The sequence below is a fragment of the Yimella lutea genome, assembly GCF_006715095.1.
In the GTDB taxonomy this organism is placed as follows: Bacteria; Actinomycetota; Actinomycetes; order Actinomycetales; family Dermatophilaceae; genus Yimella; species Yimella lutea.
Genome location: NZ_VFMO01000001.1, coordinates 1 through 22025 on the forward strand (window position 1 = coordinate 1; position 22025 = coordinate 22025).

The following is a 22025-nucleotide window of genomic DNA, read 5'->3' on the forward strand; positions in this document are numbered from 1 at the left end:
CCCGCCGGCACCGAGCCCAAGGGCTGGGAGTGGGTCTGGGAACTGGAGCCGAAGGGCCAACACGAGACCGAGGTGACGCTCACCTACGACTGGAGCAAGGTCACCGACAAGGACTTGCTGAAGAAGATCAGTTTCCCGCTGGTCGAGAAGGACAAGCTGGAGCACAGCCTGCAGCGCCTGTCCGAACTCGTCTGAGTTCCTCTCGGGCACAACGTTCTACGAGGGTTCCGCGGCAACGTCGCGGAACCCTCGTGGTGTGCTCGCGGGCAGGAAGCTCGGTGCGCTCGCGCTCTGGCAGTTCCACGCCAGCCTGGCCTGGGCAGTGCTTGCGATGGCCGCCGTCGCCGGCGCAATCATGGCCTGTTGGTACGCCAAGAGCCACGGACGCCAGGAAGCACCTACCGTGAATACTGTCGAAGAAGGAGTCACCACATGAGCGCATCCACCGCTTCCAGCACGCAGCACCACGTCGACCTCACCGAGTCGCGCGCCGCGCACAATTACCACCCGCTGCCCGTCGTCCTCGCCCACGGTGAGGGCGCCTGGGTGACCGACGTCGACGGCAACCGGTACCTCGACTGCCTCGCCGGCTACTCCGCGCTCAACTTCGGCCACGGCCACCCGCAGCTGATCGCCGCCGCCGAGACCCAGCTGCGCAAGCTGACCCTGACCAGCCGCGCGTTCTACAACGACCAGCTCGGAGAGTTCGCCGCCGAACTCGGTGACCTCGTCGGCAAGGAGGTCATCCTGCCGATGAACACCGGTGCCGAGGCCGTCGAGACGGCCCTGAAGGTGGCACGACGTTGGGGCCACGAGGTGAAGGGCATCCCGGCCGAACGCGGGCAGATCATCGTCATGGACGGCAACTTCCACGGCCGCACCACCACGATCGTCTCGTTCTCGACGGACGAGGAGGCGCGCGCCGGATTCGGGCCGTTCACACCGGGTTTCGTGGTTGTTCCCTACGGCGACGCCGAGGCGCTCGAAGCCGCGATCAACGACGAGACCATCGCCGTGCTCGTCGAGCCGATCCAGGGCGAGGGTGGCGTCGTGATCCCGCCGGCCGGCTTCCTCGGCCGGGTGCGTGAACTCTGCACGCAGCACAACATGCTGTTCATCGCCGACGAGATCCAGTCGGGTCTGGCACGGACCGGTCGCACGCTGGCCGTCGAACACGAGAACGTCGTGCCCGACATCGTCGTGCTCGGCAAGGCGCTCGGCGGCGGCATCCTGCCGGTCTCTGCGATTGCCGCGAACCACGACGTGCTCGACGTCATCACTCCGGGCAGCCACGGTTCGACGTTCGGCGGCAATCCGTTGGCGGCGGCGGTCGGACGCGAGGTCGTCGCGATGCTCGGTACCGGCGAATTCCAGGACGCCGCAAGCCGATTGGGTGCACGCCTCACCGAACGTCTCAACGGCCTCGGGGACGCGGTGGTCACCGTCCGCAGCCGCGGACTGTGGGCCGGCCTCGACCTCGACCCGAACGTGATGAGCGGACGCGACCTGAGTGTCGCGCTGATGCACCGCGGTGTCCTGGTCAAGGACACCCACGGCTCGACCGTGCGTATCGCTCCCCCGCTCGTGGCGTCCGAGTCGGACATCGATCTCATCGCCGACTCCATCTCCGAGTCACTGGCCGACGCGATTCGATGAGCTCGTTCGTCGTCGGCAACGCCCGGCTCGAGCACGGATGGTTGGGGCACGGTCGCACCCGGCCACCCCGCAGATCTGGTCGTGCTGGACGACGACCCGCTTCCGGCTTCCGATGCCACCCGAACCGCTGCCGATGCCCTGCGCAATCGGCATTCCGTGCTCACCGTGATTGCCGGACGGGTCGTCCACAGCGAGCTGTAAGCCGCGTGCGCCGACGTGGCACACCGAACAGGCCGCAAGCTGCACAACCCCGCCGAATCAGCGTTAACTGGACCCATGACAACCGTTGCTGATCAGCTCGTCGCTCAACTTCAGGACGCCGGCGTCCGCCGCATCTACGGCATCGTCGGCGACAGTCTCAACCCGGTGGTCGACGCCGTGCGCCGCACCGGCGGTTCGGCGAAAGGTGGGATCGACTGGGTCCACGTGCGCCACGAGGAAGCCGCTGCGTTCGCAGCCGGCGCCGATGCCCAGGTCACCGGTGAACTCGTCGCGTGCGCCGGCTCGTGCGGTCCGGGCAACCTGCACCTGATCAACGGCCTGTACGACGCTAATCGTTCGGGCGCGCCGGTGATCGCGATCGCGAGCCACATCCCGAGCTCCCAGATCGGCCAGGGGTACTTTCAGGAGACGCACCCCGACCGCATCTTCAACGAGTGCTCGGTCTACTCCGAGCTCATCTCCACCCCGACCCAGGCCCCCCGCGTGGTGGCGTCCGCGATCAGGCACGCGGTGGCCGAGCCGGGCGTCGCGGTCATCACCTTGCCCGGCGATGTCGCCGACGAGGAAGCGACGGCAGAAGCGCCCCGCTATGTTCCGGTCGAGCGCGGAGTCCTCACTCCCCCGGCGGCAGTCATGCAACGGCTCGCCGACGCCATCAACGCCTCCGACAAGGTCGCTCTCTTCGTCGGGCATGGCATCGCCGGCGAACACGACGCCGTCGTCGAGCTCGCCGACCTCATCGGTGCACCCGTCGGGCACTCACTGCGTGGCAAGGAGCTCATCCAGTACGACAACCCGTACGACGTGGGCATGACCGGCTTGCTCGGTTACGGCGCTGCGGCGGCCGGGATGGAGGACGCCGACCTGCTGATCATGCTCGGCACCGACTTCCCTTACGACCAGTTCTTACCCGACGTCACCACGGCCCAGGTCGACCGCGATGCCGCCGTGATCGGCCGACGTACCTCCGTGGACATTCCGGTACACGGTGACGTGGGTACGACCCTGCGCGCGCTGATCCCGTTGGTGCAGCGTAAGAAGAGCCGCAAGTTCCTGGAGAAGACCCTCAAGCGTCACGACGGGCTCATGGACAAAGCAGTAGGCGCCTACACGCGCAACGTGGAGAAGAAGAAGCCGATCCACCCCGAGTACGCGGCGTCCGTCCTGGACCAAGTCGCGGCGGACAACGCGGTGTTCACCGCCGACACCGGCATGTGCAACGTGTGGAGTGCTCGGTACATCAACCCGCTCGGCTCGCGCCGCCTCATCGGCTCGTTTCTGCACGGGTCGATGGCGAACGCGCTGCCGCAGGCCATCGGCGCACAGTTCGCCCAGCGCGACCGGCAGGTGATCTCGATGTCAGGTGACGGTGGCCTCGGCATGCTGCTGGGCGAGATGCTCACCGCGGCGGCCCACGACCTGCCGATCAATGTCGTGGTGTTCAACAACTCGACCCTGGGCATGGTGAAGCTGGAGATGCTGGTCGACAAGTTGCCCGACTTCGGCGTCGACGTGCCCGAGGTCAACTACGCCGCGATCGCAGCAGCCATGGGCTGGAAGTCGATTCGCGTGGAGGACCCGAAGCACTTGGAGAAGGCGTACCGGGAAGCGCTGGCGCACGACGGGCCGGCACTGGTGGACGTCGTGACCGACCCGAACGCGTTGTCGATCCCGCCCAAGGTGACCGGCACGCAGATCTTCGGATTCGCCACGGCGATGAGCAAGATCGTGTTCAACGGCGGCGCGGGAGAAGCGGTGTCGATGGCGCGGTCCAACCTGCGCAACCTGCCCCGCTGACGACAAGGAAACCGGTCGCAATTGCGACCGGTTTCCTTGACTACGGGTGTAGATCAGCGCTGGGGCGCCAAACCACCAAGGACGTGCCCGGGGCCCGGCGACGGGCACGTTCGCCCGGCCGCAGTGCGACGATCTGACCGTCCGGCGCAGCGGCGAAAACTCTTGCCGCCGAGGCGTATTGGAGCTGATCCTGAAGTTCGTGGACCCTGGCGCGGAGGGTGTCGACCTGTGCCTCGAGCTCCATGATCCGGGCGATGCCGGCCAGGCTGACGCCTTCCTCCTGGGACAGGCGCTGCACCTCCCGCAACATCTCGATGTCGCGGGCGCTGTAACGGCGTCCGCCACCCCGGGTGCGCGACGGGGTGACGATGCCGAGCCGGTCGTACTGACGCAACGTTTGAGCGTGCATTCCGGCCAGCTCGGCCGCCACCGAGATCACATACACCGGGGCGTCCATGTCGGGTATGGGCGAGCGGTTCATCACTGACGCGCCTTCGCCATCAGATCGGCGCGCGGGTCACCGCCCCGTTTGTCGGCGATCTCGGCGAGCGTCTTCTTGTCGTCGTCCGACAGATCTGTCGGCACCACCACGTGCACCTTCGCGAGCAGGTTGCCCGCGCCGGACTTGGCCTGGATGCCTCGGCCCTTGATCCGCAGCACCTGACCGGACTGCGTTCCGGGAGCGATCTTGACCTTGACGGTCGAACCGTCGAGGGTCGGCACCGCGACCGTGGCGCCCAAGGTCGCCTCGGCGAAGGTGACCGGCAGGTCGACGGTGATGTCGTTGCCGTCCCGGCCGAACACCGGGTGCGGCTGCACGTGCACTTCCAGCAGCAGGTCGCCGGCACCGCCGGGGCCGGGCTGCCCCTTGCCCCGCAGCCGGATCGTCTGTCCGTCCTTCACGCCCGCGGGGATACGGGTCTTGATCGTCGAACCGTCGGCGGACTGCAGCGAGACGGTCTCGCCCTCAGCCGCGGAACGGAACGACAAGGTGGTCTGAGCACGGACGTCGCGGCCCTTCGGGGCCGCTTGGCTGAATCCGCCGTTGCCGCCGAATCCCCCTGCGCCACCACCGAACTGGCCGAGGATGTCGTCCAGGTTGAAGGTCTGCCCGCCACCGGTGGAGAAGCCGCTGGCCGGACCGGCACCGCCGCCACCGAACATCGAACCGAAGAGGTCCTCAAAGCCGGCTGCTCCGGCGCCACCTCCTCCACCGCCTGCGGTGAAGCGAGCTCCCCCGCCGACCATCGCGCGCAACTGGTCGTACTCGGCGCGCTTGTCCTTGTCGCCGAGGACGGAGTTGGCCTCCCCGACGTCCTTGAACTTCTGCTCGGCGACCGTGTCGCCCGGGTTCTTGTCCGGGTGGTACTGCCGGGCCAATTTGCGGTAGGCCTTCTTGATGTCGGCCTCGGACGCGTCCTGGGGCACCCCGAGGATCTTGTAGAAGTCCTTCTCCAGCCAGTCCTGGCTCGCCATGCTTTCTCCTTGATCCTTCGTCGTGGGCCACGGTTCCGATCTGTTTCCCGTCCGCGTGGCCCACGACGGGGAACTGCATCACTGAGGGTCTGCGACCGCCACGCGGGCCGGGCGCACGACGCGCTCGCCCACCTTGTAACCGGGCTGCATCACCTGAACGACGGTGGTGCCTTCGCTGCCCTCGGGCACCTCGGCCTCGATGTGCATCAGGGCCTCGTGGTGCATCGGGTCGAACGCGTCGCCCACCTCACCGAAGCTGACCAGGCCGTAGCGACCCAGGATCGCATCGAGCTTGGCGGCGATCTTGGCGAACGGCGAACCCTCCTCGAGGTCGCCGTGCTGGCGCGCGTAGTGGATCTCGTCCAACACCGGCAACAGCGACTCCACGAATCCGGCGAGGGTGGCGCTGTGCGCCATCTCGCGGTCGCGGTCGACGCGCCGCTTGTAGTTGACGTACTCGGCCTGCAGTCGCTGCAGGTCTGCCAACCGCTCGGCGGCGAGCGCGGTGTCCGGGTGGACGTCGTCGTTCGGACCGGCGCTCGAACCGGTTGTCTGCTGCGGGTCGTCGTTGATCGCTTCGGTATTGGGCAGGTCGTCGCCGACCGCCCCACCGAACGCGCCGTCGCCGCCTTCCGCCTCGACGATCCGGTCGAACTCGTCGTTGCCCGAACCCTTCTCGGAGCCCTTCTCGGCACTCTTGTCAGCGCTGCTGTCGTCGCTCACGGCGTCCTCCTTCTCATGATCTGCGGGGTGTGCGCCGCGCAGCTCGCCCGTCTCGGGGTCGATACGGCGCTTGTCCCGGACGACCGGCCCGGTGGGCTCCTCCTGGGAGGAGCCCACCTGATCGTCGGTCACTTCTTGTCCGACTCGTCGTCGTCCACGACCTCGGCGTCGACGACGTCGTCGTCACCGGCGGTCTGGGCGGAGTCGTCCGCGGCACCTGCGGTGGAGGCGTCACCCGAGGGCGCACCTTCGGCGCTCTCGGACGCGTACATCGCTGCGCCCATCTTCTGCGAGACGTCCGAGAGGGTCTTGCTCTTGGCCGAGATGTCCTCCGGGGAGGTGTTCTCGTCCTTGAGCGCGTCCTTCAGGTCGTTGGTCGCGGTCTCGACCTCGGTCTTGGTATCGGCGGGGATCTTGTCACCGTTGTCGGCGAGGAACTTCTCCGTCGAGTACACGAGCTGCTCGGCGGTGTTGCGCGCCTCGGTGGCCTCGCGACGCTTGGCGTCCTCGGCGGCGTGCTCCTCGGCCTCCTTGATCATGCGGTCGATGTCCTCCTTGGGGAGGGCGGATCCACCGGTGATCTGGATCGAGGCTTCCTTGCCCGTGCCGCGGTCCTTGGCGGACACGTGCACGATGCCGTTGGCGTCGATGTCGAAGGTGACCTCGATCTGCGGCACACCACGCGGGGCGGGTGCGATGCCGGAGAGTTCGAAGTTGCCGAGCGGCTTGTTCATCTTGGCCACTTCGCGCTCACCCTGGAACACCTGGATATCGACGGACGGCTGGTTGTCCTCGGCCGTCGAGAACACCTCGGTGCGCTTGGTCGGGATCGCGGAGTTGCGCTCGATGAGCTTGGTGAACAGACCCCCCTTGGTCTCGATACCCAGGCTCAGCGGGGTGACGTCGATGAGCAGCACGTCCTTGCGCTCACCCTTCAGCACACCGGCCTGCAGGGCAGCACCGACGGCGACGACCTCGTCCGGATTGACGCCCTTGTTGGGCTCCTTGCCGGTGAGTTCCTTGACGACCTCGGCGACTGCGGGCATGCGGGTGGAACCACCCACGAGGACGACGTGGTCGATGTCGCCGACCGAGATGCCGGCGTCCTTGATGACGTTCTGGAACGGGGTCTTGGTGCGCTCCAGGAGGTCCTTGGTCATCTGCTCGAACTGCGCGCGGGTGATGGTCTCGTCCAGGTGGATCGGACCGTTCTCACCCATGCTCAGGTACTGCAGCGACAGGTTGGTGGACGTCGAGGAAGACAGTTCCTTCTTGGCCTGCTCGGCGGCGTCGCGCAGACGCTGCATGGCGATCTTGTCCTTGGACAGGTCGACACCGGTCTGGTTCTTCACCGTGGTGAGCAGGTGCTCGACGATGCGCTGGTCCCAGTCGTCACCACCGAGCTTGTTGTCACCGCTGGTGGCGCGCACCTGAATGGTGCTGAAGCCGTCCTCGGGGTCCTTGCCGACCTCGAGCAGCGAGACGTCGAAGGTGCCGCCACCCAGGTCGAAGACCAGGATGAGCTCGTCCTCCTTGCCCTTGTCCAGGCCGTATGCCAGTGCGGCCGCGGTGGGCTCGTTGACGATGCGCAGGACGTTGAGGCCTGCGATCTCGCCGGCCTCCTTGGTGGCCTGACGCTCGGCGTCGTCGAAGTACGCCGGGACGGTGATGACCGCGTCAGTGACCTCCTCGCCGAGGTAGGACTCGGCGTCCCGCTTGAGCTTCATCAGAATGCGCGCGGAGATCTCCTGCGGCGTGTACTTCTTGCCGTCGATCTCGTCGGTGGTCCAGTCGGTGCCCATGTGGCGCTTGACCGAACGGATGGTGCGGTCGACGTTGGTGACCGCCTGTCGCTTGGCGATCTCGCCGACGAGGACGTCGTTGTTCTTGGCGAAAGCCACGACGGACGGCGTGGTGCGGCCGCCCTCAGCGTTCGCGATGATTTCCGGATCGTTGCCCTCAAGGACGGCAACGGCCGAGTTGGTGGTGCCGAGGTCAATACCTACCGCACGAGCCATGGTGATGTTCTCCTTGTTGTGGGGTTCAGGACTACAGGCGACTCAACTCCGGGTGTCGAAACATTGTCAAGTCGAGACCCTGAAAACTTGCGTCTGATGGACTCAACCTCCTGGACGCGTCCATCATTCCCGACCCGACAAAAGTTTTCTGGTCGGTTTGCTGTAGGAACCCAGATTTGGTGTCGGATTCTCAATTTCGTGTCGGTGGCGTGTCGGGCGTCTCAATTTCGTGTCGGCGGAGCAACCTTGTTGTGTGACGACGAACACTTTGCTCGACACCGAGCTTCGATACGTCGCGGACGACGGCACGGAGGTCACTACTTCGGTGCGCCACGTGGATCAGGCACGGGTCGCCCGCGGCCTTCCGGTTCGCAAGATTCGGTCCCGCGCTGGGCAACGGCACTATTCGGGTTTGTTTTGGTCGGCAACGACGCAGGGCCACGTCCCGTATGAAAGCCGGTTGGAGTTGGACCGGCTGTGGCTGGCCGACTTCGACTCGTCGGTGACCTGGATCGCCGCTCAGCCCTTCTGGATGTCTGGTCGCGATGGTGATGCGCTGCGGCGTCATGCGCCTGACTTCATGCTGAGTCGAGTGGGTGCACCACCCTTGGTGGTGGATGTGAAACCTGCACAGTTCGCGACGAAGGCGGAAGTCGAAGTGGTTTTCAGATGGACGCGCGAGGTCTGTGCCAGTCGCGGGTGGGCGTATGAAGTCTGGACTGGTGGCGATCCTGTGATCCTGGCAAACATCCGTGCCCTTGCAGTGGGCCGACGCCGATCACTGTTCGCGCACGATCCCGCAGCTTTATCGATGTCCACGGGGCTTGCTCGCCTCGGCGATGGCTGGGAAGGGCTTACGGTCACGAATTTGAAGACGCCGCTGTCCGTGTCTGACGTGTGGGGATCGCCGTGAATGCCCAAGTGATCGAGTTACGCGTTGGCTCCACGGTATGGCTGGACGGTCAGATCTGGTCGGTGACCGAGCTAGGACATACCGCGTGCTTGTTGTCTCGGGACGGCGAACTGCGCAGTGTCGCTACCGCTCACGTGCTGACGTCGGCCCGACTGGTCGGTGATCGCGCCGAGAACGCCACCGAATCCGATGCGTCGATCCCTTCATCGAACCTGGTGTTGAGCAACCTTGCACCCAATGCGCGATCGAAGGTGGAGCACCGCGGGGCCCTACCCCCGGATCTTGGACACGGGGTGTGATTACGCAGCAGGTCGCAGCGTAGCGGTGTAGCCGGTCTCGAAGGCGACCGGCGAGGTGTAGCGACACCACGAGTGGCGTCGCTTGGTGTTGTAGCGGACGAGCCATCTGAAGACCTGCCGACGGCAGGTCAGCTCGTCACTCCAGCAGGCGGCGTCTTGGAGGACTTCACGCTTCATCGTGGCGTTGAACGACTCTGCGAGGGCGTTGTCCGCGCTGGATCCGACGGCGCCCATGGACTGGGTCACGCCGAGCTTGCGGCAGAGCTTGGCGTAGGCCTTCGAGCAGTAGACCGACCCGTGGTCGCTGTGGAACACAGCGCCCTTGAGGCTGCCCCGGGTCGCGGCGGCGGCCTTGAGGGCGTCCTCGACGAGTTCGGTGCGCATGTGGTCGGCGATGGCCCACCCGGCCAGCCGACGGGAGTAGCAGTCGATCACGGTCGCCAAGTACAGGTTCGTCCCGTCGGCCAGCGGCAGGTAGGTGATGTCGCCGACATAGCGCTCGTTGGGGCGCTCGGCGGTGAAGTCACGCTGGAGCAGGTCGGGGTACTTCTGCCCCGACGGCTCGGGGATCGTGGTGCGGACCCGGCGCTTCTTCATGTAGCCGCGGATGCCCTCAAAGCGCATCACCCTCGCGACACGCTTGTGGTTGACCCGCTCACCGGCAGCCGCGCTGTCACCGAGTTGAGCGTTGAGCTCGGCGGTGATCCGCGGCGCGCCCTGAGTGTTGTCCTCGGCATGGACCGCTCTGATCCGCTCAGCCAGCGCTGCGTCGTCAGCTGCTCTGGCTTCGCGGGCCGGCGCGGCCTTGAGCCAGGCGTAGTAGGACGAGCGCTCGATCTCGACGAGCTCGCACAGTCGCTTCACCTCGAAGGTGGCGGAGTTGTCGGCGACGAACTGGAAGCGACTCACCAGCGCGTCTCCCCGGCGAAATACTTGGCCGCCCGCTGCAGGATCTCCCGCTCGGTCGTGAGCTTGGTGGTCTCCGCTCGCAACGCCGCGTTCTCGGCCTCGAGCCGGGCGATCCTCTGCTCCGGCGTCTCGTCCGTCGGTGCCGACGAGCTCGCGGCGGACGTCTTGGCTTGCAGCGGGCTGGAGGTCAACGTCCCGTCAGCGGCGGTCTTCTTGCCGGTCCCGTAGACCTCGAGCCAACCCCGCAGCGTGCCACGCACGATGCCGAGGTCCTCGGCGATGCCGCGGACCGTGGCGCCCGGGGTGGACTCGTACAAGTCGACGGCCTGACGACGGAACTCCTCGGAGTAGTTCTTCCTGGCCATGATTCTCGGATCATCTCGCTTCCCCAGCACCAGGTGCTGGATTCAGCGTGTCCAAGAACCGGGGTCAGGCCCCGCGCAAGCGTCGTACGCGCCCTGCTTCACGACACGGACCGTCCGATGCAGGAGCGGTTGATCGACGCTGCGAAGACAGAGGGCGTCTCAACTCGGACGTTGGAGCGATGGGTACTGGCTTACCGAGAGGGTGGTGTCGCGGGCCTGGCCCATAGTCGTACAACTGGTCGTTATAGGTCCGGTGTGGACCCCCGCTGGGACGAAGCATGTCTGGTCGTATTGGCGGACTTCACGTCCCGATCGACCCCCACCATGAATGTGGTGCTCGACAAAATCCGCCAGCGGCTGGATGAGATGCATGGCCCCGGCGAAGTACCTAACCCGTCCAAGAGCACCGGATACCGTCGCCTCACCGAACTGTCCAAGGGTCGGCACGCGTTCGGGAGCGCGAAGCAGCGGCGCTCTGTCGCTCGTCGGCCCGATGGACCATATGGGCGTCTACGTGCGACACGCCCCGGAGAGTACGTCGTTCTGGACACCACTCCGTTGGATGTGTTTGCCATGGAGCCCGTGACACTGCGATGGGTTCCTGTGGAACTGACTGTGGCCCAAGACTTGTTTACGCGATGCATTCTCGGCCTCCGCCTCACCCCGATCTCCACTACGTCGGCTGACGTTGCGAACGTCTTGTACCAATGCGTCGTACCTCAACGGGACGCTTCCGATGATGGCCATTGGCCCTTCCACGGCGTTCCTCGGAATCTTCTCGTCGGGACCGAGGAGCCCGATGGGGTTTCACAGGAGCGACTCGATGGGATCCCGGCATGTTTGCCGGAGGCGATCGTGGTTGATCACGGCAAGGTGTACATCTCCTCCCACGTCACGTCGGCGTGTGCCCGGCTGGGTATCACGATCCAACCTGCGATCCCGTACAAGCCGACTGACAAACCAACCGTCGAGCGGTTCTTCCGAACGCTGCGGGAGGGGCTCTTGCAGCATCTGCCTGCGTACAAGGGGCCTGACGTCTACAACCGTGGTGAGGATGTCGAGGGCAAGGCGTTCTACTACGTGTCCGAACTTGAACAGATCATCCGTGAATGGGTGGGTACGGTGTACCACCGCAGCAAGCACGACGGGCTGTGCGTTCCGGAGGTCCCCGGTGCGGTGTTCTCTCCGCTCGAAATGTTCGAGGTAGGTCTCGCCAAGGCGGGCGGGCTTCTCGTCCCTACGAATCCGGACCTAGCGTTCTCGTTCCTGGAAGTTGCGTGGAGAACGATTCAGCACTACGGGGTGGAGGTTGACGGACGACGTTACGACGGGCCCGGCCTCAACAAGTACCGCAACACGAAGTCGCCGCATGGGGGTCTTAACGCGGGAAAGTGGCCGATCTTCGTTGATCGCCATGACGTCAGAAACGTCTGGTTCCAAGACCCTGTGACTCACGAGTTCAGTACGCTGGCTTGGGAGCACGCCCCCGCTCTTGACCAGCCGTTCTCACATGAAGCAGCCGAGTACACCAAGCAGCTTGCGTTACGCGACAACCGCCACGTCGACCCGCTGACGGCAGTCACCGACCTTCTCCTCGCATGGAGCCAGGACGAGGTCTCGACCAGGCGCGAAAAGTCACTCGCACTGCGACTGAGCAGCAGCCGCCCAACGAACCCACCACCTGCGGCGCAGACAACCAACGCGTCCGTCCCCGCGATTATCGACCTCCTGTCGGCACGGGAACAGCGTCAACGCCAGCCCTCGCTTGTGGATGACCTGGACGAAGTGTTCGAGCGGTACTGCTCCGAAGGCGACGACGGACGGTTGGAGGTCTTCGACGAATGAACACGTGGGCGAAGTGGCTGCGAGAGAACGAGCCTCAGCGGTTCAACATGGCGACAAAGCATGGCTGGGACGCCTTCGCGCAGTCGGCACCACGCCCTTCGCTCGAACGCCTGACAGTCGAGAAGTTGCAGACACTTTCGGATGACGAACGTGAGGACTACAACGAAGCCCGGATGGTGTGGAATGCGAACCCGCCCGCGGTGAAAACTGCCCAACTGAACAATGCGTTCGACGTCATCGAGCAGGTGATGGCATCCAACCGGCGCGATGGTGACCGTCTGCGTGGCTCGGTCGTGATCGATGCCGCGCCAGCGCTGGGGAAGACCACGATTGCGACGCGTTACGCGCGTGAGTTCCACCGTCGCACTCTTCGACGCCATGGCCCGTCCACGCGCGAGGGTCACCAACGGCTTCCAGTGGCCTTTGTGCCGTTGGATGCGGGCATCACCCTCAAAGGCTTGAACCAGAAGATTCTGTCGTTCTACGGACATCCGGGCGCGACGCGGGCCAGCACGTCCCGGCTGGGCGCTCTGGCCGTGGACTGTGTGCGGTCCTGCGAAACCCAATTGATCATCATCGACGACATTCACTTCATCGACTTCAAGCACCGCAACGGTCGCGACGTCAGCAACCACCTCAAAGGTCTGGCGAACGAGATGCCAGTCACGTTCATCTACGTGGGTGTTCGACTCACTGAGAAACGCTTCTTCGACGAAGGACTCATCGGCGAGGACGCGTCCTACGCTCAAACATCCCGGCGTTCGACGAGGGTGCCGATTGCACCGTTCTCGATCAGCTCCGATGCAGGCTTTCGAGCTTGGGTCCAGCTTTTGTCGACGCTGGAAAGTCACCTGATCCTTCTCGACGCCGCACCCGGCATGTTGGTTGGTCACGCCAAGGAACTTGATCGCCGCACCCAGGGCTGCATCGGGTCACTGACCAATCTGTTGGACCGTGCCAGTTACGTCGCGATCCGCAACGGGGTCGAGCGAATCACTCCTGAAGTGCTTGCAGCAGCAACCGGTGACAACGCAGCAGAGACCAGTGCCCGCGCCGGGTAATCCACAGCGCCTGCCGCAACACGGGGAGACATTCCCGAGCGGCAGCCTTCGCCCGATTTCTGCCGGGTTTGATCCGCAGCGTCTGCCAATTGCGGTGCTACCGCTTGATGATGAGCCTGCTGCGAGTTGGGCGGTTAGGTTCGCTCATCGCTACCGGATGAGTGTGCGGTCCCTGTTGGCATCCATGGGCATCACCGCTAACGCATGGACGCTCCAGAACTTCCAATCGGGCCTGGACACTCATCACGATGTCATCTGCGATGCGCTGGGGTTAGAGCCGCAACGGCTTTTTGCGCCAAGTGAACTGAGCCTCGCCTCCCAACATGCACTCGACCGATACTTCACCGAGTACCGACCGTTGCACTCCCGGAACAAGCCGGGGTCACGGTTCTGTCCGCGGTGTCTGGCCGATCGAGGCGGCGGTTGGAAGCACCTGTGGGAGCAACCTTTGTCGATGGTCTGCCTCGACCACCAGGTGTTCCTGCGCACCACCTGCCCTGGGTGCGGTGGGAGGCCGTGGTCGTCGCGGGCGTGGCTCGACGGTTTTGCGCCGGGCTGGGAATGTGCGCGCCTGTTGAAACGAGTCCCGAGTGGGCGAGGACGAAGGATTCCACGGTGCTGTTTCGACCTCCGTGACGGCGTCACCGACGAGCCTGTCGCATCCAAGCACGAAGTCAACACTCAGCAACTGATCGACCGACTCGCCAGCAATAGCGATCGGGGTGACTTGCGCTGGCCGCTCTTTGACCAGGAGTTCCAATTCGCCGACGTCCTGTCGCTTCTGTTCGAAGTGTTGAGCGCATCTGACCCGCATGGCGGCGGTAGCCCCTTCTCGGTGGGTGCCGACCCGCAGTGGCAGATGAGCCGTCTGTACGACGGCGTGGCGATCCTGAGTGAGACCGACCCATTCGCAGCGAACGAACACTTGCTTCGATCTCTCGGACGTCATAGTCGCCAGGCTCCGCTATACGCCAGTCGTGCCGCTGCCCACACAACACACAACCCGATTCTGACTCACATCGCGTTGAGCGCGAACGTCGCCACGATGTCCCCCAGCAAGCAGTTGACGTACCGGACGGCCAGTCGACGACCGAGCTACCCCACGGACGCTACGCGACGCCCAACCGAGGGCTTCACCCCGAGGGAACAGGAGTTGTCGTTGGCGTGGATACCGCAGGCGTTGTGGCCCGGCACGATCTCCGAGCACCTGCGCAAGGACGACCTTGACCGAGCCACCGATGCGCTGTTGCTGGGCCGACTTGGGTCTAACCGGTCCTGGCAGTACCTCGCGATCGAGAACCAACTACCAGCCTCATACCGAACCAGACCACCGGCACGTTTGAGGTGGCTCCGCAAGCGAGACCTCCGGGGCACGCTGCACCAAGAACTAGAGGATTTGGGCGTGCGGCTCGCTGCCGATCCTCCACCCATCGGCTACCACAAGCGTCGATTACGAACATTCGATGGCAAGTGGGTTCATTCCTGCACCAGCCGCGTCGTGGCGCAAACGGGAAGCCCGGTTCCGGGGATCGATTCGCGTGAATGGGCGCGGCTGTTCTGGACCGTATACACAGGCGGTGACATTCGCTTGGCACCTGCACCGCTTGGCCTACCCTGCATGCCCAAGGAACACGTGGACCGTCATCTGTCACTCGTGAATCGACCAGAAGTCACGGCACTGCTACAAGATATCCGGCGTTGCATCGAGGCCGCCGCCGGCGAAGAAGACGACGGACCACTCACGTGGGCACCGCCTTGAAGCGATCCCACCCACGCCCCTGTTCAGGGTCCGGCAATCCAGCAGGGCAGCGTGATCGCAGAGCACTCTGACTTCGCACTCGTGCGTCGGCAAGCCATCGACGCCGTCCTTGCATCGTGCGAAGAAGACCTGATCGAAGACGATGTGACTGACTGGCTCAATGAGTACCACCGTGAGGTGTTGGGTGTTGAGCCCCACCGACCAGAATGGCTGCGCTTCCTGCACAACGCCCGCCGACAGGTCCTAAGAGACGACATAGCCACAGCCGACTGCCCCGTCTTCATTCGGTCGCTCATCACTCACACCTGCGAAGTGGACAACCAACGCGTCCACTGGTACTTCGATCCCATCGCCACCTCAGCACCAATCCCTGCGATGCATCGCAGGGATTGGAATCGGCGGTTTCCGAACACCGAAGCGACGGCCTTGCCGTTAATCGCAGCAGCAGCCCTCCGCAGCTCAGCGGACAGAACCCTCTCGCGCCGGGATAAGCACTGACTCATGCACCGATGTGCCCGCCCACCAAAGAGTTGACGGCCTGGCTGAGACGAGCGCCCCGTTCGGTAGGCCAGTAGTGCACCCAGGTGCCGCGTCGTTCGCAGTCGACCAGGCCCGCGTCGCGCAGCTTTTTCAGGTGGTGCGACACGGTCGGCTGCGAGACGCCGACGTCTTGGATGTCGCACACGCACAGCGAATCGTCCACCGCGGCGATGCGGATGAACAGGCGCAGCCGGATTGGGTCGGCGACCGCTTTGAGGAGCGCGGCGGTGTACTCGGCGTCCGCAGCGCAGAGGCCCGCGGGCTCGCCGGGGACGCAGCAGTCGGGTTCGACACCGGGCGCAGAGTTCGTCATGACTCCATATTGACAAATGTCGAAGCAACCCGCCAGGCTTACTGCATCGACAGTTATCGATTCAGTGGAGGTTGTGGCATGGCCGACCAGGCCGACATTCGCGAGCAGGTGAGGCAGAGGTACGCCGAATCTGCGCGTTCGGTAACCGGCGGTGGGTGTTGTGAATCCACGGTGTATGACGGCAACGTCACCGATGACGGCACGATTGTGTTCGGGTCCGGGCTGTACGACTCTGCTCTTGCGAATGAGGCTGGCGCAGCGGTCGAGGCATCCTTGGGCTGTGGCGTCCCCACGGCTGTCGCTGATCTGCACGAGGGTGAAACTGTGCTGGACCTCGGGTCCGGTGCCGGTGGTGACGTACTGATCTCAGCACGCCGGGTCGGTTCGGCTGGTCGGGTGATCGGCCTGGACATGACCGACGAAATGCTCGACCTTGCCCGCCGCAACGCGACCGATGCCGGAGCCAGCAACGTAGAGTTCGTCAAGGGCTACCTCGAAGACATCCCGCTGCCTGACGCTTCGGTCGATGTCGTCATCTCCAACTGTGTGATCAACCTGGCCGCCGACAAGAACATCGTGCTCGCCGAAGCCGCGCGAGTCACCAAGCGGGGTGGCCGGTTCGCAGTGTCCGATGTGATCGCCTCCGAGAACATGGACGACGTCACACGCGCCGATATGGCTGCGTTCACCGGCTGCATCGCAGGCGCGCTTACCGAAGCCCAGTACCGGCAGGCGTTGGACAGGGCCGGGTGGTCTGAGGTCGAAGTCCGGTACACCCACGCTGTGCACGACTACGCGCAAGCAGCGATCGTTCGGGCGGTGCGGTCATGACGCAGGTAGATCGATTGGACACACCGACCGAGCACGACTCGGTCGCCGCGAAACTGTCCACCTTGGATCGGTTCTTGCCGGTGTGGATCATCGCCGCGATGGTTGCTGGCCTGTTGCTGGGCCGCATCGTGCCGGGTATCGGGTCGACCTTGAGCGCGGTTGAGATCGAAGGGGTCTCGCTGCCGATCGCGCTGGGGTTGCTGGTGATGATGTATCCGGTGTTGGCGAAGGTGCGCTACGACCGGCTCGACACAGTGACCGGCGACCGTCGCCTGTTGATGTCGAGTCTGCTGTTGAACTGGGTGGTCGGTCCCGCGCTGATGTTTGCCCTGGCCTGGATCTTCTTGCCGGACCTGCCGGAATACCGCACCGGGCTGATCATTGTCGGGCTGGCTCGGTGCATCGCGATGGTCATCATCTGGAACGACCTGGCCTGCGGCGACCGTGAGGCAGCCGCCGTGCTGGTGGCGATCAACTCCGTCTTCCAAGTGATCGCGTTCGCGGCACTCGGATGGTTCTATCTGTCGGTGTTGCCCGGCTGGCTCGGCCTGGCCCAAACCAACCTTGATGTCTCACCGTGGCACATTGCGGGCTCGGTGCTGGTCTTCCTCGGTATCCCTCTCCTGGCGGGGTACCTCAGCCGTCGAGTCGGTGAGAAGCGGTGGGGTCGCGCAGCATACGAGCGTTCGTTCCTGCCGAAAATCGGACCGTGGGCGCTGTACGGCTTGTTGTTCACCATCGTGATCCTGTTCGCACTCCAAGGTGACCAGATCACCTCCAAGCCGTTGGACGTCGCCCGAATCGCGCTGCCGCTGTTGGCGTACTTCGTGCTGATGTGGGGCGGCGGCTACCTGATGGGCCGGGCGCTCGGTATGAGTTACGAACGCACCACCACCCTCGCGTTCACCGCTGCCGGGAACAACTTCGAACTGGCCATCGCCGTCGCGATCGCGACCTTCGGTGTGACGTCCGGGCAAGCCCTTGCCGGGGTCGTCGGCCCCCTGATCGAGGTGCCGGTGCTGGTCGCACTGGTGTATGTCGCCTTGGCCTTGCGCTCTCGTTTCACTCATTCTCCTGCTACCGCCTCGGAGGCTTCTCGTGGCTGACCGTCCGTCTGTGTTGTTCGTGTGTGTGAAGAACGGTGGCAAGTCGCAGATGGCGGCTGCGCTGATGCGTCATCGCGCTGACGGCTCCGTCGAGGTTCACTCAGCTGGTACCCGCCCCGGCGACGCGGTCAATGGATTGTCCGCGCAGGTCGTTGAAGAAGTCGGCGCATCAATGGCTGGCGAGCACCCGAAGCCGATCGACGAGAACCTGCTACGACGAGTCGACCGGGTCGTGGTCCTGGGCACTGAAGCCGCGGTCGATCCGGTCGAGGGCATGGCCGGGTCGATCGAGGTGTGGACCACTGACGAACCGTCCACACGTGGGATCGAGGGCGTCGAGCGGATGCGTCTCGTGCGTGACGACATCACCGACCGCGTTGACGCGCTCATCGACGAACTCAGTAGGCATACCGCACCGGTCGTGCGGGTGTACGAGCCAGCGTTGTGCTGCAACACCGGGGTCTGCGGACCCGATCTCGACGACGAACTGGTCCGGTTCACCGCCGACCTGGATCACCTACGAAGCCGGGGCGCTGATCTCCAACGGCACAACCTCGCCAACGACCCAACCGCGTTTACCACGAACACGGCAGTCGCAGACTTCCTGCGCATTGCCGGGTCAGCCGGTTTGCCGCTGACCACCGTCGACGGCGTCACTGCCGTGACTGGGCGCTACCCCAGTCGGGAGGAACTGGTCAGGTTTGCTGGCGTCACGTCGTCCACCGCGTTGCCAACCGGCGTAACTGACCTGGGCCTGACCTCGTCCGCGCCGACCGGCGGGTGCAGCCCGGACGCTGGAACCGGTTGCTGCTGAAAGGGAGTCACCTGATGACCATGCCCCGGTTTCTGGCTGATCTGCCTCGGTTCGTGTTCTTCACCGGCAAGGGCGGTGTCGGGAAGACCTCTCTGGCGTGCGCCACGGCTGTTCGGTTGGCGGACGCGGGCAAGCGGGTGCTGTTGTTGTCGACCGATCCTGCCTCGAACGTGGGGCAGGTCTTCGGCCTGACTGTCGGCGACAGGATCACCCCTGTGCCGCAGGTGCCTGGCCTGGACGTGTTGGAGATCGACCCGAACCAGGCCGCCGAGGCGTATCGGGAGAAGATCATCGCCCCCGTGCGTGACCTGCTCCCGCAAGCCGAGCTGGACTCGATCACTGAGCAGCTTTCCGGGTCGTGCACCACTGAGATCGCCTCGTTCAACGAGTTCACCAGCTTCCTGGCCGACGAAGAACGGATCGCCGAGTACGACAACGTCGTCTTCGACACCGCACCCACGGGGCACACCATCCGGTTGCTGCAACTACCTGGCGAGTGGACCTCGTTCCTGGACGCCGGAAAAGGTGACGCTTCGTGTCTCGGCCCGATGGCGGGCCTGGATCGCACCCGCACGGTCTACGCCGAGGCTGTGCGCCGGTTGGCCGATCCTGCGCAGACCCGGCTGGTCCTGGTCGCCCGTGCTCAGCAATCCACGCTGCGCGAGGCTGCCCGCACCAGCGCGGAACTCGCCGCCATCGGCATCACCGGCCAACACCTGGTCATCAATGCCGTCCTTCCCAAGGCTGTCAGCGATGGCGAATCAGACGCACTGGCTGAGGCTGTCCGGGGACGGGAACACAACGCGATCTCCGAGATGCCACCAGTCCTGCGCCAACTGCCGCTGACCACAGTGCCACTGCACGCCCAAACCGTCGTCGGGGTTGACACGGTACGCGCGCTGCTCCACACCGGCGATACCGAGATTGCGACGTTCATGGAAAACGCGCAGCACCCTGACCTCGGCTCGCTCGACAGGCTCGTCGACGAACTCGCCACCGCTGACCACGGCCTGATCATGTGCATGGGCAAGGGCGGCGTCGGCAAGACCACAGTCGCAGCGTCGATCGCAATCGCCCTTGCCGATCGCGGTCACACAGCCCACCTGACCACCACCGACCCGGCTGCTCACCTGGATGAGGTGCTGGATCACCAGAGCATTGGCAACCTCACGGTGTCTCGGATCGACCCCCGCGTCGCGACCCAGGAGTACCGCGACAAGGTCATGGCCAGCAAAGGCAACAAGCTCGACGACGCCGGTCGGGCACGCCTGGCCGAAGACCTGCTGTCGCCGTGCACCGAGGAAGTCGCAGTGTTCGGACAGTTCTCTCACTTGGTCAACCAAGCCCGCCGCCACTTCGTCGTCATGGACACCGCGCCCACCGGACACACACTGCTGCTGATGGACGCGACCGGCTCCTACCACCGCGACATCGCACGCAGCATGGGCGAAACCGGCACCTACACAACCCCGTTGATGCGGCTGCGCGACCCTGACCTCACCAAAGTCGTCATCGTCACCCTGCCCGACACCACACCAGTCCTTGAAGCCGCCGAGCTTCAACACGATCTCGAACGAGCCGACATCCATCCATGGGCTTGGGTCGTCAACGCCTCCCTTGCTGCGGCCCGACCGTCGTCCTCGCTGCTGCGAGCACGTGCAGCAGCAGAACAACCACAACTCGAACGCGTCACCGCACTCGCCGGGCGCACCGCGATCATCCCGATGCTTGCCGATGAACCGCACGGCCCCGACGCGCTGCGACGCCTTACGACCTCAACCCACCAACCTGCTTGACCTCATACCTGGAGACCGCCATGCAGCTCGACCGCGAAACCACCGTCCGACAACTCATCGACGACATGAACTACTCCTACGCGGGAGTCTTCGACGAACACACCATCGAGACCGCTGTGAACGATGCGTGGGACCTACTCGCGCCCCGCTCCACCGTGCACGCCTTCCTGCCAGTGCTGGTCGCCCGCCAAGCTCGCGAACAACTCATGGCCACCGCGCAAGCCGAAGGCCGCATCGCCAAGAAGGTTCCCGAACTGCTCTTCGTCTGCGTCCACAACGCAGGACGCTCTCAGATGGCCGCTGCGCTGGCCGAACACTTGTCCGCGCGCAAGGTGCACGTCCGATCCGCAGGATCAGCGCCAACAGGTGAGATCAACGCCGTCGTGGTCGAAGCACTGAAAGAACGCGGTATTCCACTCGGCACGGCCTACCCGAAACCGCTCAGCGACAGCGTCATGCAAGCCGCCGACGTGATCATCACCATGGGGTGCGGCGACACCTGCCCCGTCTTCCCCGGCAAACGCTACGAGGACTGGGACGTCGCCGACCCGGCTGGCCAACCCATCGAGGTCGTACGTGAAATCCGCGACGACATCCAAGCCCGCGTCACCACCCTGCTGCGTCAAATCCTCTGACCCATCCGACCCATCTAGGAGTCCGTGCAATGACCGAAGCTGCTGAGCGCCCCTCCGTCCTATTCGTGTGCGTGCACAACGCCGGACGATCCCAAATGGGAGCGGCCTACACCCACCACCTGTCCGGTGGCGCAGTCGAAGTCCGCTCCGCAGGTTCAGCTCCCGCTGACTCGATCAACCCAGCAGTCCGAGAAGCGATGCTTGAAGACGGCATCGACATCTCTGCCGAGAAGCCGAAAGTCCTGACCACTGAAGCGGTCCAGGCATCGGACGTGGTCATCACCATGGGCTGCGGCGACACCTGCCCCGTCTTCCCCGGCAAGCAATACCTCGACTGGACACTCGAAGACCCCGCCGGACAAGGCGTCGCAGCCGTCCGACCCATCCGCGACGACATCAAACGACGTGTACGGGCACTACTGCGCGAACTCGGAGTCGACGAAGCTTCCGACTGAGGCGGTGCGCCTCGCGGATGACACCCGCTGCCCACTCGGCAGCGGGTGTCATCTTTGGATTACGACATCTTGCTGAGACAAGACAGCACGACCCAAAATGTCGGTGCGCTGGTCAGAGCCGCGCAAATCCGACACGAATCACGAAAACCTACATTTGCTGTCGGCCTTCAAGGTGGAACCAGACCTGCCGCGGCGCCGTCCACTTCGCGGTTCGCGATCGCGGACCGGCGCACCAGCAACAATGCACGACCGGGACGACGTACGCTGTCAGCGCTCGACATTCCGGTCCGGACCCCAGGGGGACCCCATGAAGCCTAGTTACGCCCTTCTCAGCGCGGTTGCTGCCACGACACTGCTGGCGGGCTGCGGTTCGGACTCCGGTGTGACGGTCAGCAGCGCCACGAATTCCGGGGCGACGACCACCGGTACAGCGGAGCCGACGAGCAGTTCCGAGTCGAGCACCGAGTCGAGCACCGTCGCGAGCACCGACAC

General features: G+C 64.6%; 22 protein-coding genes and 2 pseudogenes. 17 read left to right on the plus strand and 7 right to left on the minus strand.

All coding sequences use genetic code 11. The features are described 5' to 3' along the window. The 5 genes and pseudogenes from FB459_RS00005 to FB459_RS00025 all read left to right on the plus strand — a co-directional run. Positions 1 to 195: SRPBCC family protein (locus FB459_RS00005; protein ID WP_484455996.1), on the plus strand; the 195-nt coding region annotated here is incomplete at its 5' end. Between the two features lie 61 nt (positions 196 to 256). Beyond that, positions 257 to 436: a hypothetical protein gene (locus FB459_RS00010; protein ID WP_141926991.1), complete on the plus strand. Its 180-nt coding sequence runs from the start codon at positions 257 to 259 to the stop codon at positions 434 to 436. Beyond that, positions 433 to 1656: an ornithine--oxo-acid transaminase gene (rocD, locus tag FB459_RS00015; protein ID WP_141926992.1), complete on the plus strand. Its 1224-nt coding sequence runs from the start codon at positions 433 to 435 to the stop codon at positions 1654 to 1656. Before FB459_RS00010 ends, rocD begins: the two co-directional genes overlap by 4 nt. A 21-nt stretch (positions 1657 to 1677) precedes the next feature. After that, positions 1678 to 1857 (plus strand): annotated as a pseudogene (locus tag FB459_RS18145) (amidohydrolase); the annotation flags it as partial. A gap of 75 nt (positions 1858 to 1932) precedes the next feature. Then, entirely contained in the window at positions 1933 to 3675 is a 1743-nt protein-coding gene (locus FB459_RS00025; RefSeq protein ID WP_141926993.1) for a pyruvate dehydrogenase, read from the plus strand. A 40-nt stretch (positions 3676 to 3715) separates the two neighbouring features. Here the strand turns inward: FB459_RS00025 and FB459_RS00030 are convergent, their stop codons facing one another. The 4 genes from FB459_RS00030 to dnaK all read right to left on the minus strand — a co-directional run bounded on the left by FB459_RS00030 (position 3716) and on the right by dnaK (position 7892). Further along, positions 3716 to 4156 carry a heat shock protein transcriptional repressor HspR gene (locus FB459_RS00030; RefSeq protein ID WP_141926994.1) on the minus strand — a complete coding sequence of 147 codons (441 nt, stop codon included), beginning with the start codon at positions 4154 to 4156 and terminating at the stop codon, positions 3716 to 3718. Next, entirely contained in the window at positions 4156 to 5151 is a 996-nt protein-coding gene (locus FB459_RS00035) for a DnaJ C-terminal domain-containing protein (protein WP_141926995.1), read from the minus strand. Before FB459_RS00035 ends, FB459_RS00030 begins: the two co-directional genes overlap by 1 nt. A gap of 78 nt (positions 5152 to 5229) precedes the next feature. Next, on the minus strand, positions 5230 to 6006 hold the full coding sequence (locus FB459_RS00040) for a nucleotide exchange factor GrpE (RefSeq protein WP_246092241.1): 777 nt from the start codon (positions 6004 to 6006) through the stop codon (positions 5230 to 5232). Then, positions 6003 to 7892 (minus strand): molecular chaperone DnaK, encoded by a 1890-nt coding sequence (dnaK, locus tag FB459_RS00045; RefSeq protein WP_141926996.1) that lies wholly within the window; start codon positions 7890 to 7892, stop codon positions 6003 to 6005. The genes FB459_RS00040 and dnaK overlap by 4 nt, the downstream gene beginning before the upstream one ends. Before the next feature lie 253 nt (positions 7893 to 8145). Here dnaK and FB459_RS00050 point away from each other — a divergent pair, with 253 nt between their 5' ends. Next, on the plus strand, positions 8146 to 8805 hold the full coding sequence (locus tag FB459_RS00050; RefSeq protein WP_170221620.1) for a TnsA-like heteromeric transposase endonuclease subunit: 660 nt from the start codon (positions 8146 to 8148) through the stop codon (positions 8803 to 8805). A 299-nt stretch (positions 8806 to 9104) separates the two neighbouring features. Here FB459_RS00050 and FB459_RS00055 read toward each other — a convergent pair. Continuing rightward, positions 9105 to 10378, minus strand: a protein-coding gene (locus tag FB459_RS00055; protein ID WP_370447369.1) for an IS3 family transposase whose coding sequence is annotated in 2 segments (ribosomal slippage) — positions 9105 to 10030 and positions 10030 to 10378 — 1275 coding nt in all. Because the reading frame shifts where the segments join, the coding sequence is not laid out codon by codon here. 33 nt (positions 10379 to 10411) lie between these two features. Here FB459_RS00055 and FB459_RS18150 point away from each other — a divergent pair. The 5 genes and pseudogenes from FB459_RS18150 to FB459_RS00075 form a co-directional block, all read left to right on the plus strand. Next, positions 10412 to 10630: pseudogene (locus FB459_RS18150) on the plus strand (helix-turn-helix domain-containing protein); the annotation flags it as partial. Positions 10631 to 10711: 81 nt separating this feature from the next. Continuing rightward, positions 10712 to 12223 carry an integrase gene (locus tag FB459_RS00060; protein WP_246092580.1) on the plus strand — a complete coding sequence of 504 codons (1512 nt, stop codon included), beginning with the start codon at positions 10712 to 10714 and terminating at the stop codon, positions 12221 to 12223. Beyond that, the gene (locus FB459_RS00065; RefSeq protein WP_141926999.1) at positions 12220 to 13284 is read left to right on the plus strand and encodes a TniB family NTP-binding protein; all 1065 of its coding nucleotides are present in this window, start codon (positions 12220 to 12222) and stop codon (positions 13282 to 13284) included. The genes FB459_RS00060 and FB459_RS00065 overlap by 4 nt, the downstream gene beginning before the upstream one ends. A gap of 94 nt (positions 13285 to 13378) precedes the next feature. Then, complete coding sequence (locus tag FB459_RS00070; RefSeq protein ID WP_246092508.1) at positions 13379 to 15043, plus strand: TniQ family protein; 1665 nt, start codon at positions 13379 to 13381, stop codon at positions 15041 to 15043. Positions 15044 to 15094: 51 nt separating this feature from the next. Next, complete coding sequence (locus FB459_RS00075) at positions 15095 to 15541, plus strand: hypothetical protein (protein WP_141927001.1); 447 nt, start codon at positions 15095 to 15097, stop codon at positions 15539 to 15541. A gap of 1 nt (position 15542) precedes the next feature. Here FB459_RS00075 and FB459_RS00080 read toward each other — a convergent pair whose 3' ends face one another. Next, a complete protein-coding gene (locus FB459_RS00080; protein WP_141927002.1) occupies positions 15543 to 15896 on the minus strand; it encodes an ArsR/SmtB family transcription factor in 354 nt (117 codons plus the stop codon). A gap of 78 nt (positions 15897 to 15974) precedes the next feature. Here FB459_RS00080 and arsM point away from each other — a divergent pair, with 78 nt between their 5' ends. The 6 genes from arsM to FB459_RS00110 are packed head-to-tail and all read left to right on the plus strand — an operon-like array spanning position 15975 to position 21533. Beyond that, positions 15975 to 16727, plus strand: a complete 753-nt coding sequence (gene arsM / locus FB459_RS00085; RefSeq protein WP_141927003.1) for an arsenite methyltransferase — start codon at positions 15975 to 15977, stop codon at positions 16725 to 16727. Next, a complete protein-coding gene (gene arsB, locus FB459_RS00090) occupies positions 16724 to 17833 on the plus strand; it encodes an ACR3 family arsenite efflux transporter (protein WP_211345100.1) in 1110 nt (369 codons plus the stop codon). The genes arsM and arsB overlap by 4 nt, the downstream gene beginning before the upstream one ends. Further along, positions 17826 to 18647, plus strand: coding sequence for an arsenite efflux transporter metallochaperone ArsD (arsD, locus tag FB459_RS18155; RefSeq protein ID WP_425472262.1), 822 nt, complete (start codon positions 17826 to 17828; stop codon positions 18645 to 18647). Before arsB ends, arsD begins: the two co-directional genes overlap by 8 nt. A gap of 14 nt (positions 18648 to 18661) precedes the next feature. Continuing rightward, positions 18662 to 20443, plus strand: coding sequence for an arsenical pump-driving ATPase (gene arsA / locus FB459_RS00100; RefSeq protein WP_141927004.1), 1782 nt, complete (start codon positions 18662 to 18664; stop codon positions 20441 to 20443). A gap of 20 nt (positions 20444 to 20463) precedes the next feature. After that, positions 20464 to 21078 (plus strand): arsenate reductase ArsC, encoded by a 615-nt coding sequence (locus FB459_RS00105; RefSeq protein WP_141927005.1) that lies wholly within the window; start codon positions 20464 to 20466, stop codon positions 21076 to 21078. A 29-nt stretch (positions 21079 to 21107) separates the two neighbouring features. Next, positions 21108 to 21533 carry an arsenate reductase ArsC gene (locus tag FB459_RS00110; protein ID WP_141927006.1) on the plus strand — a complete coding sequence of 142 codons (426 nt, stop codon included), beginning with the start codon at positions 21108 to 21110 and terminating at the stop codon, positions 21531 to 21533. 318 nt (positions 21534 to 21851) lie between these two features. On the opposite strand, the gene FB459_RS00115 is transcribed toward FB459_RS00110, so the two are convergent. Beyond that, on the minus strand, positions 21852 to 22019 hold the full coding sequence (locus tag FB459_RS00115; protein WP_211345101.1) for a hypothetical protein: 168 nt from the start codon (positions 22017 to 22019) through the stop codon (positions 21852 to 21854). Between the last annotated feature and the right edge of the window lie 6 nt (positions 22020 to 22025).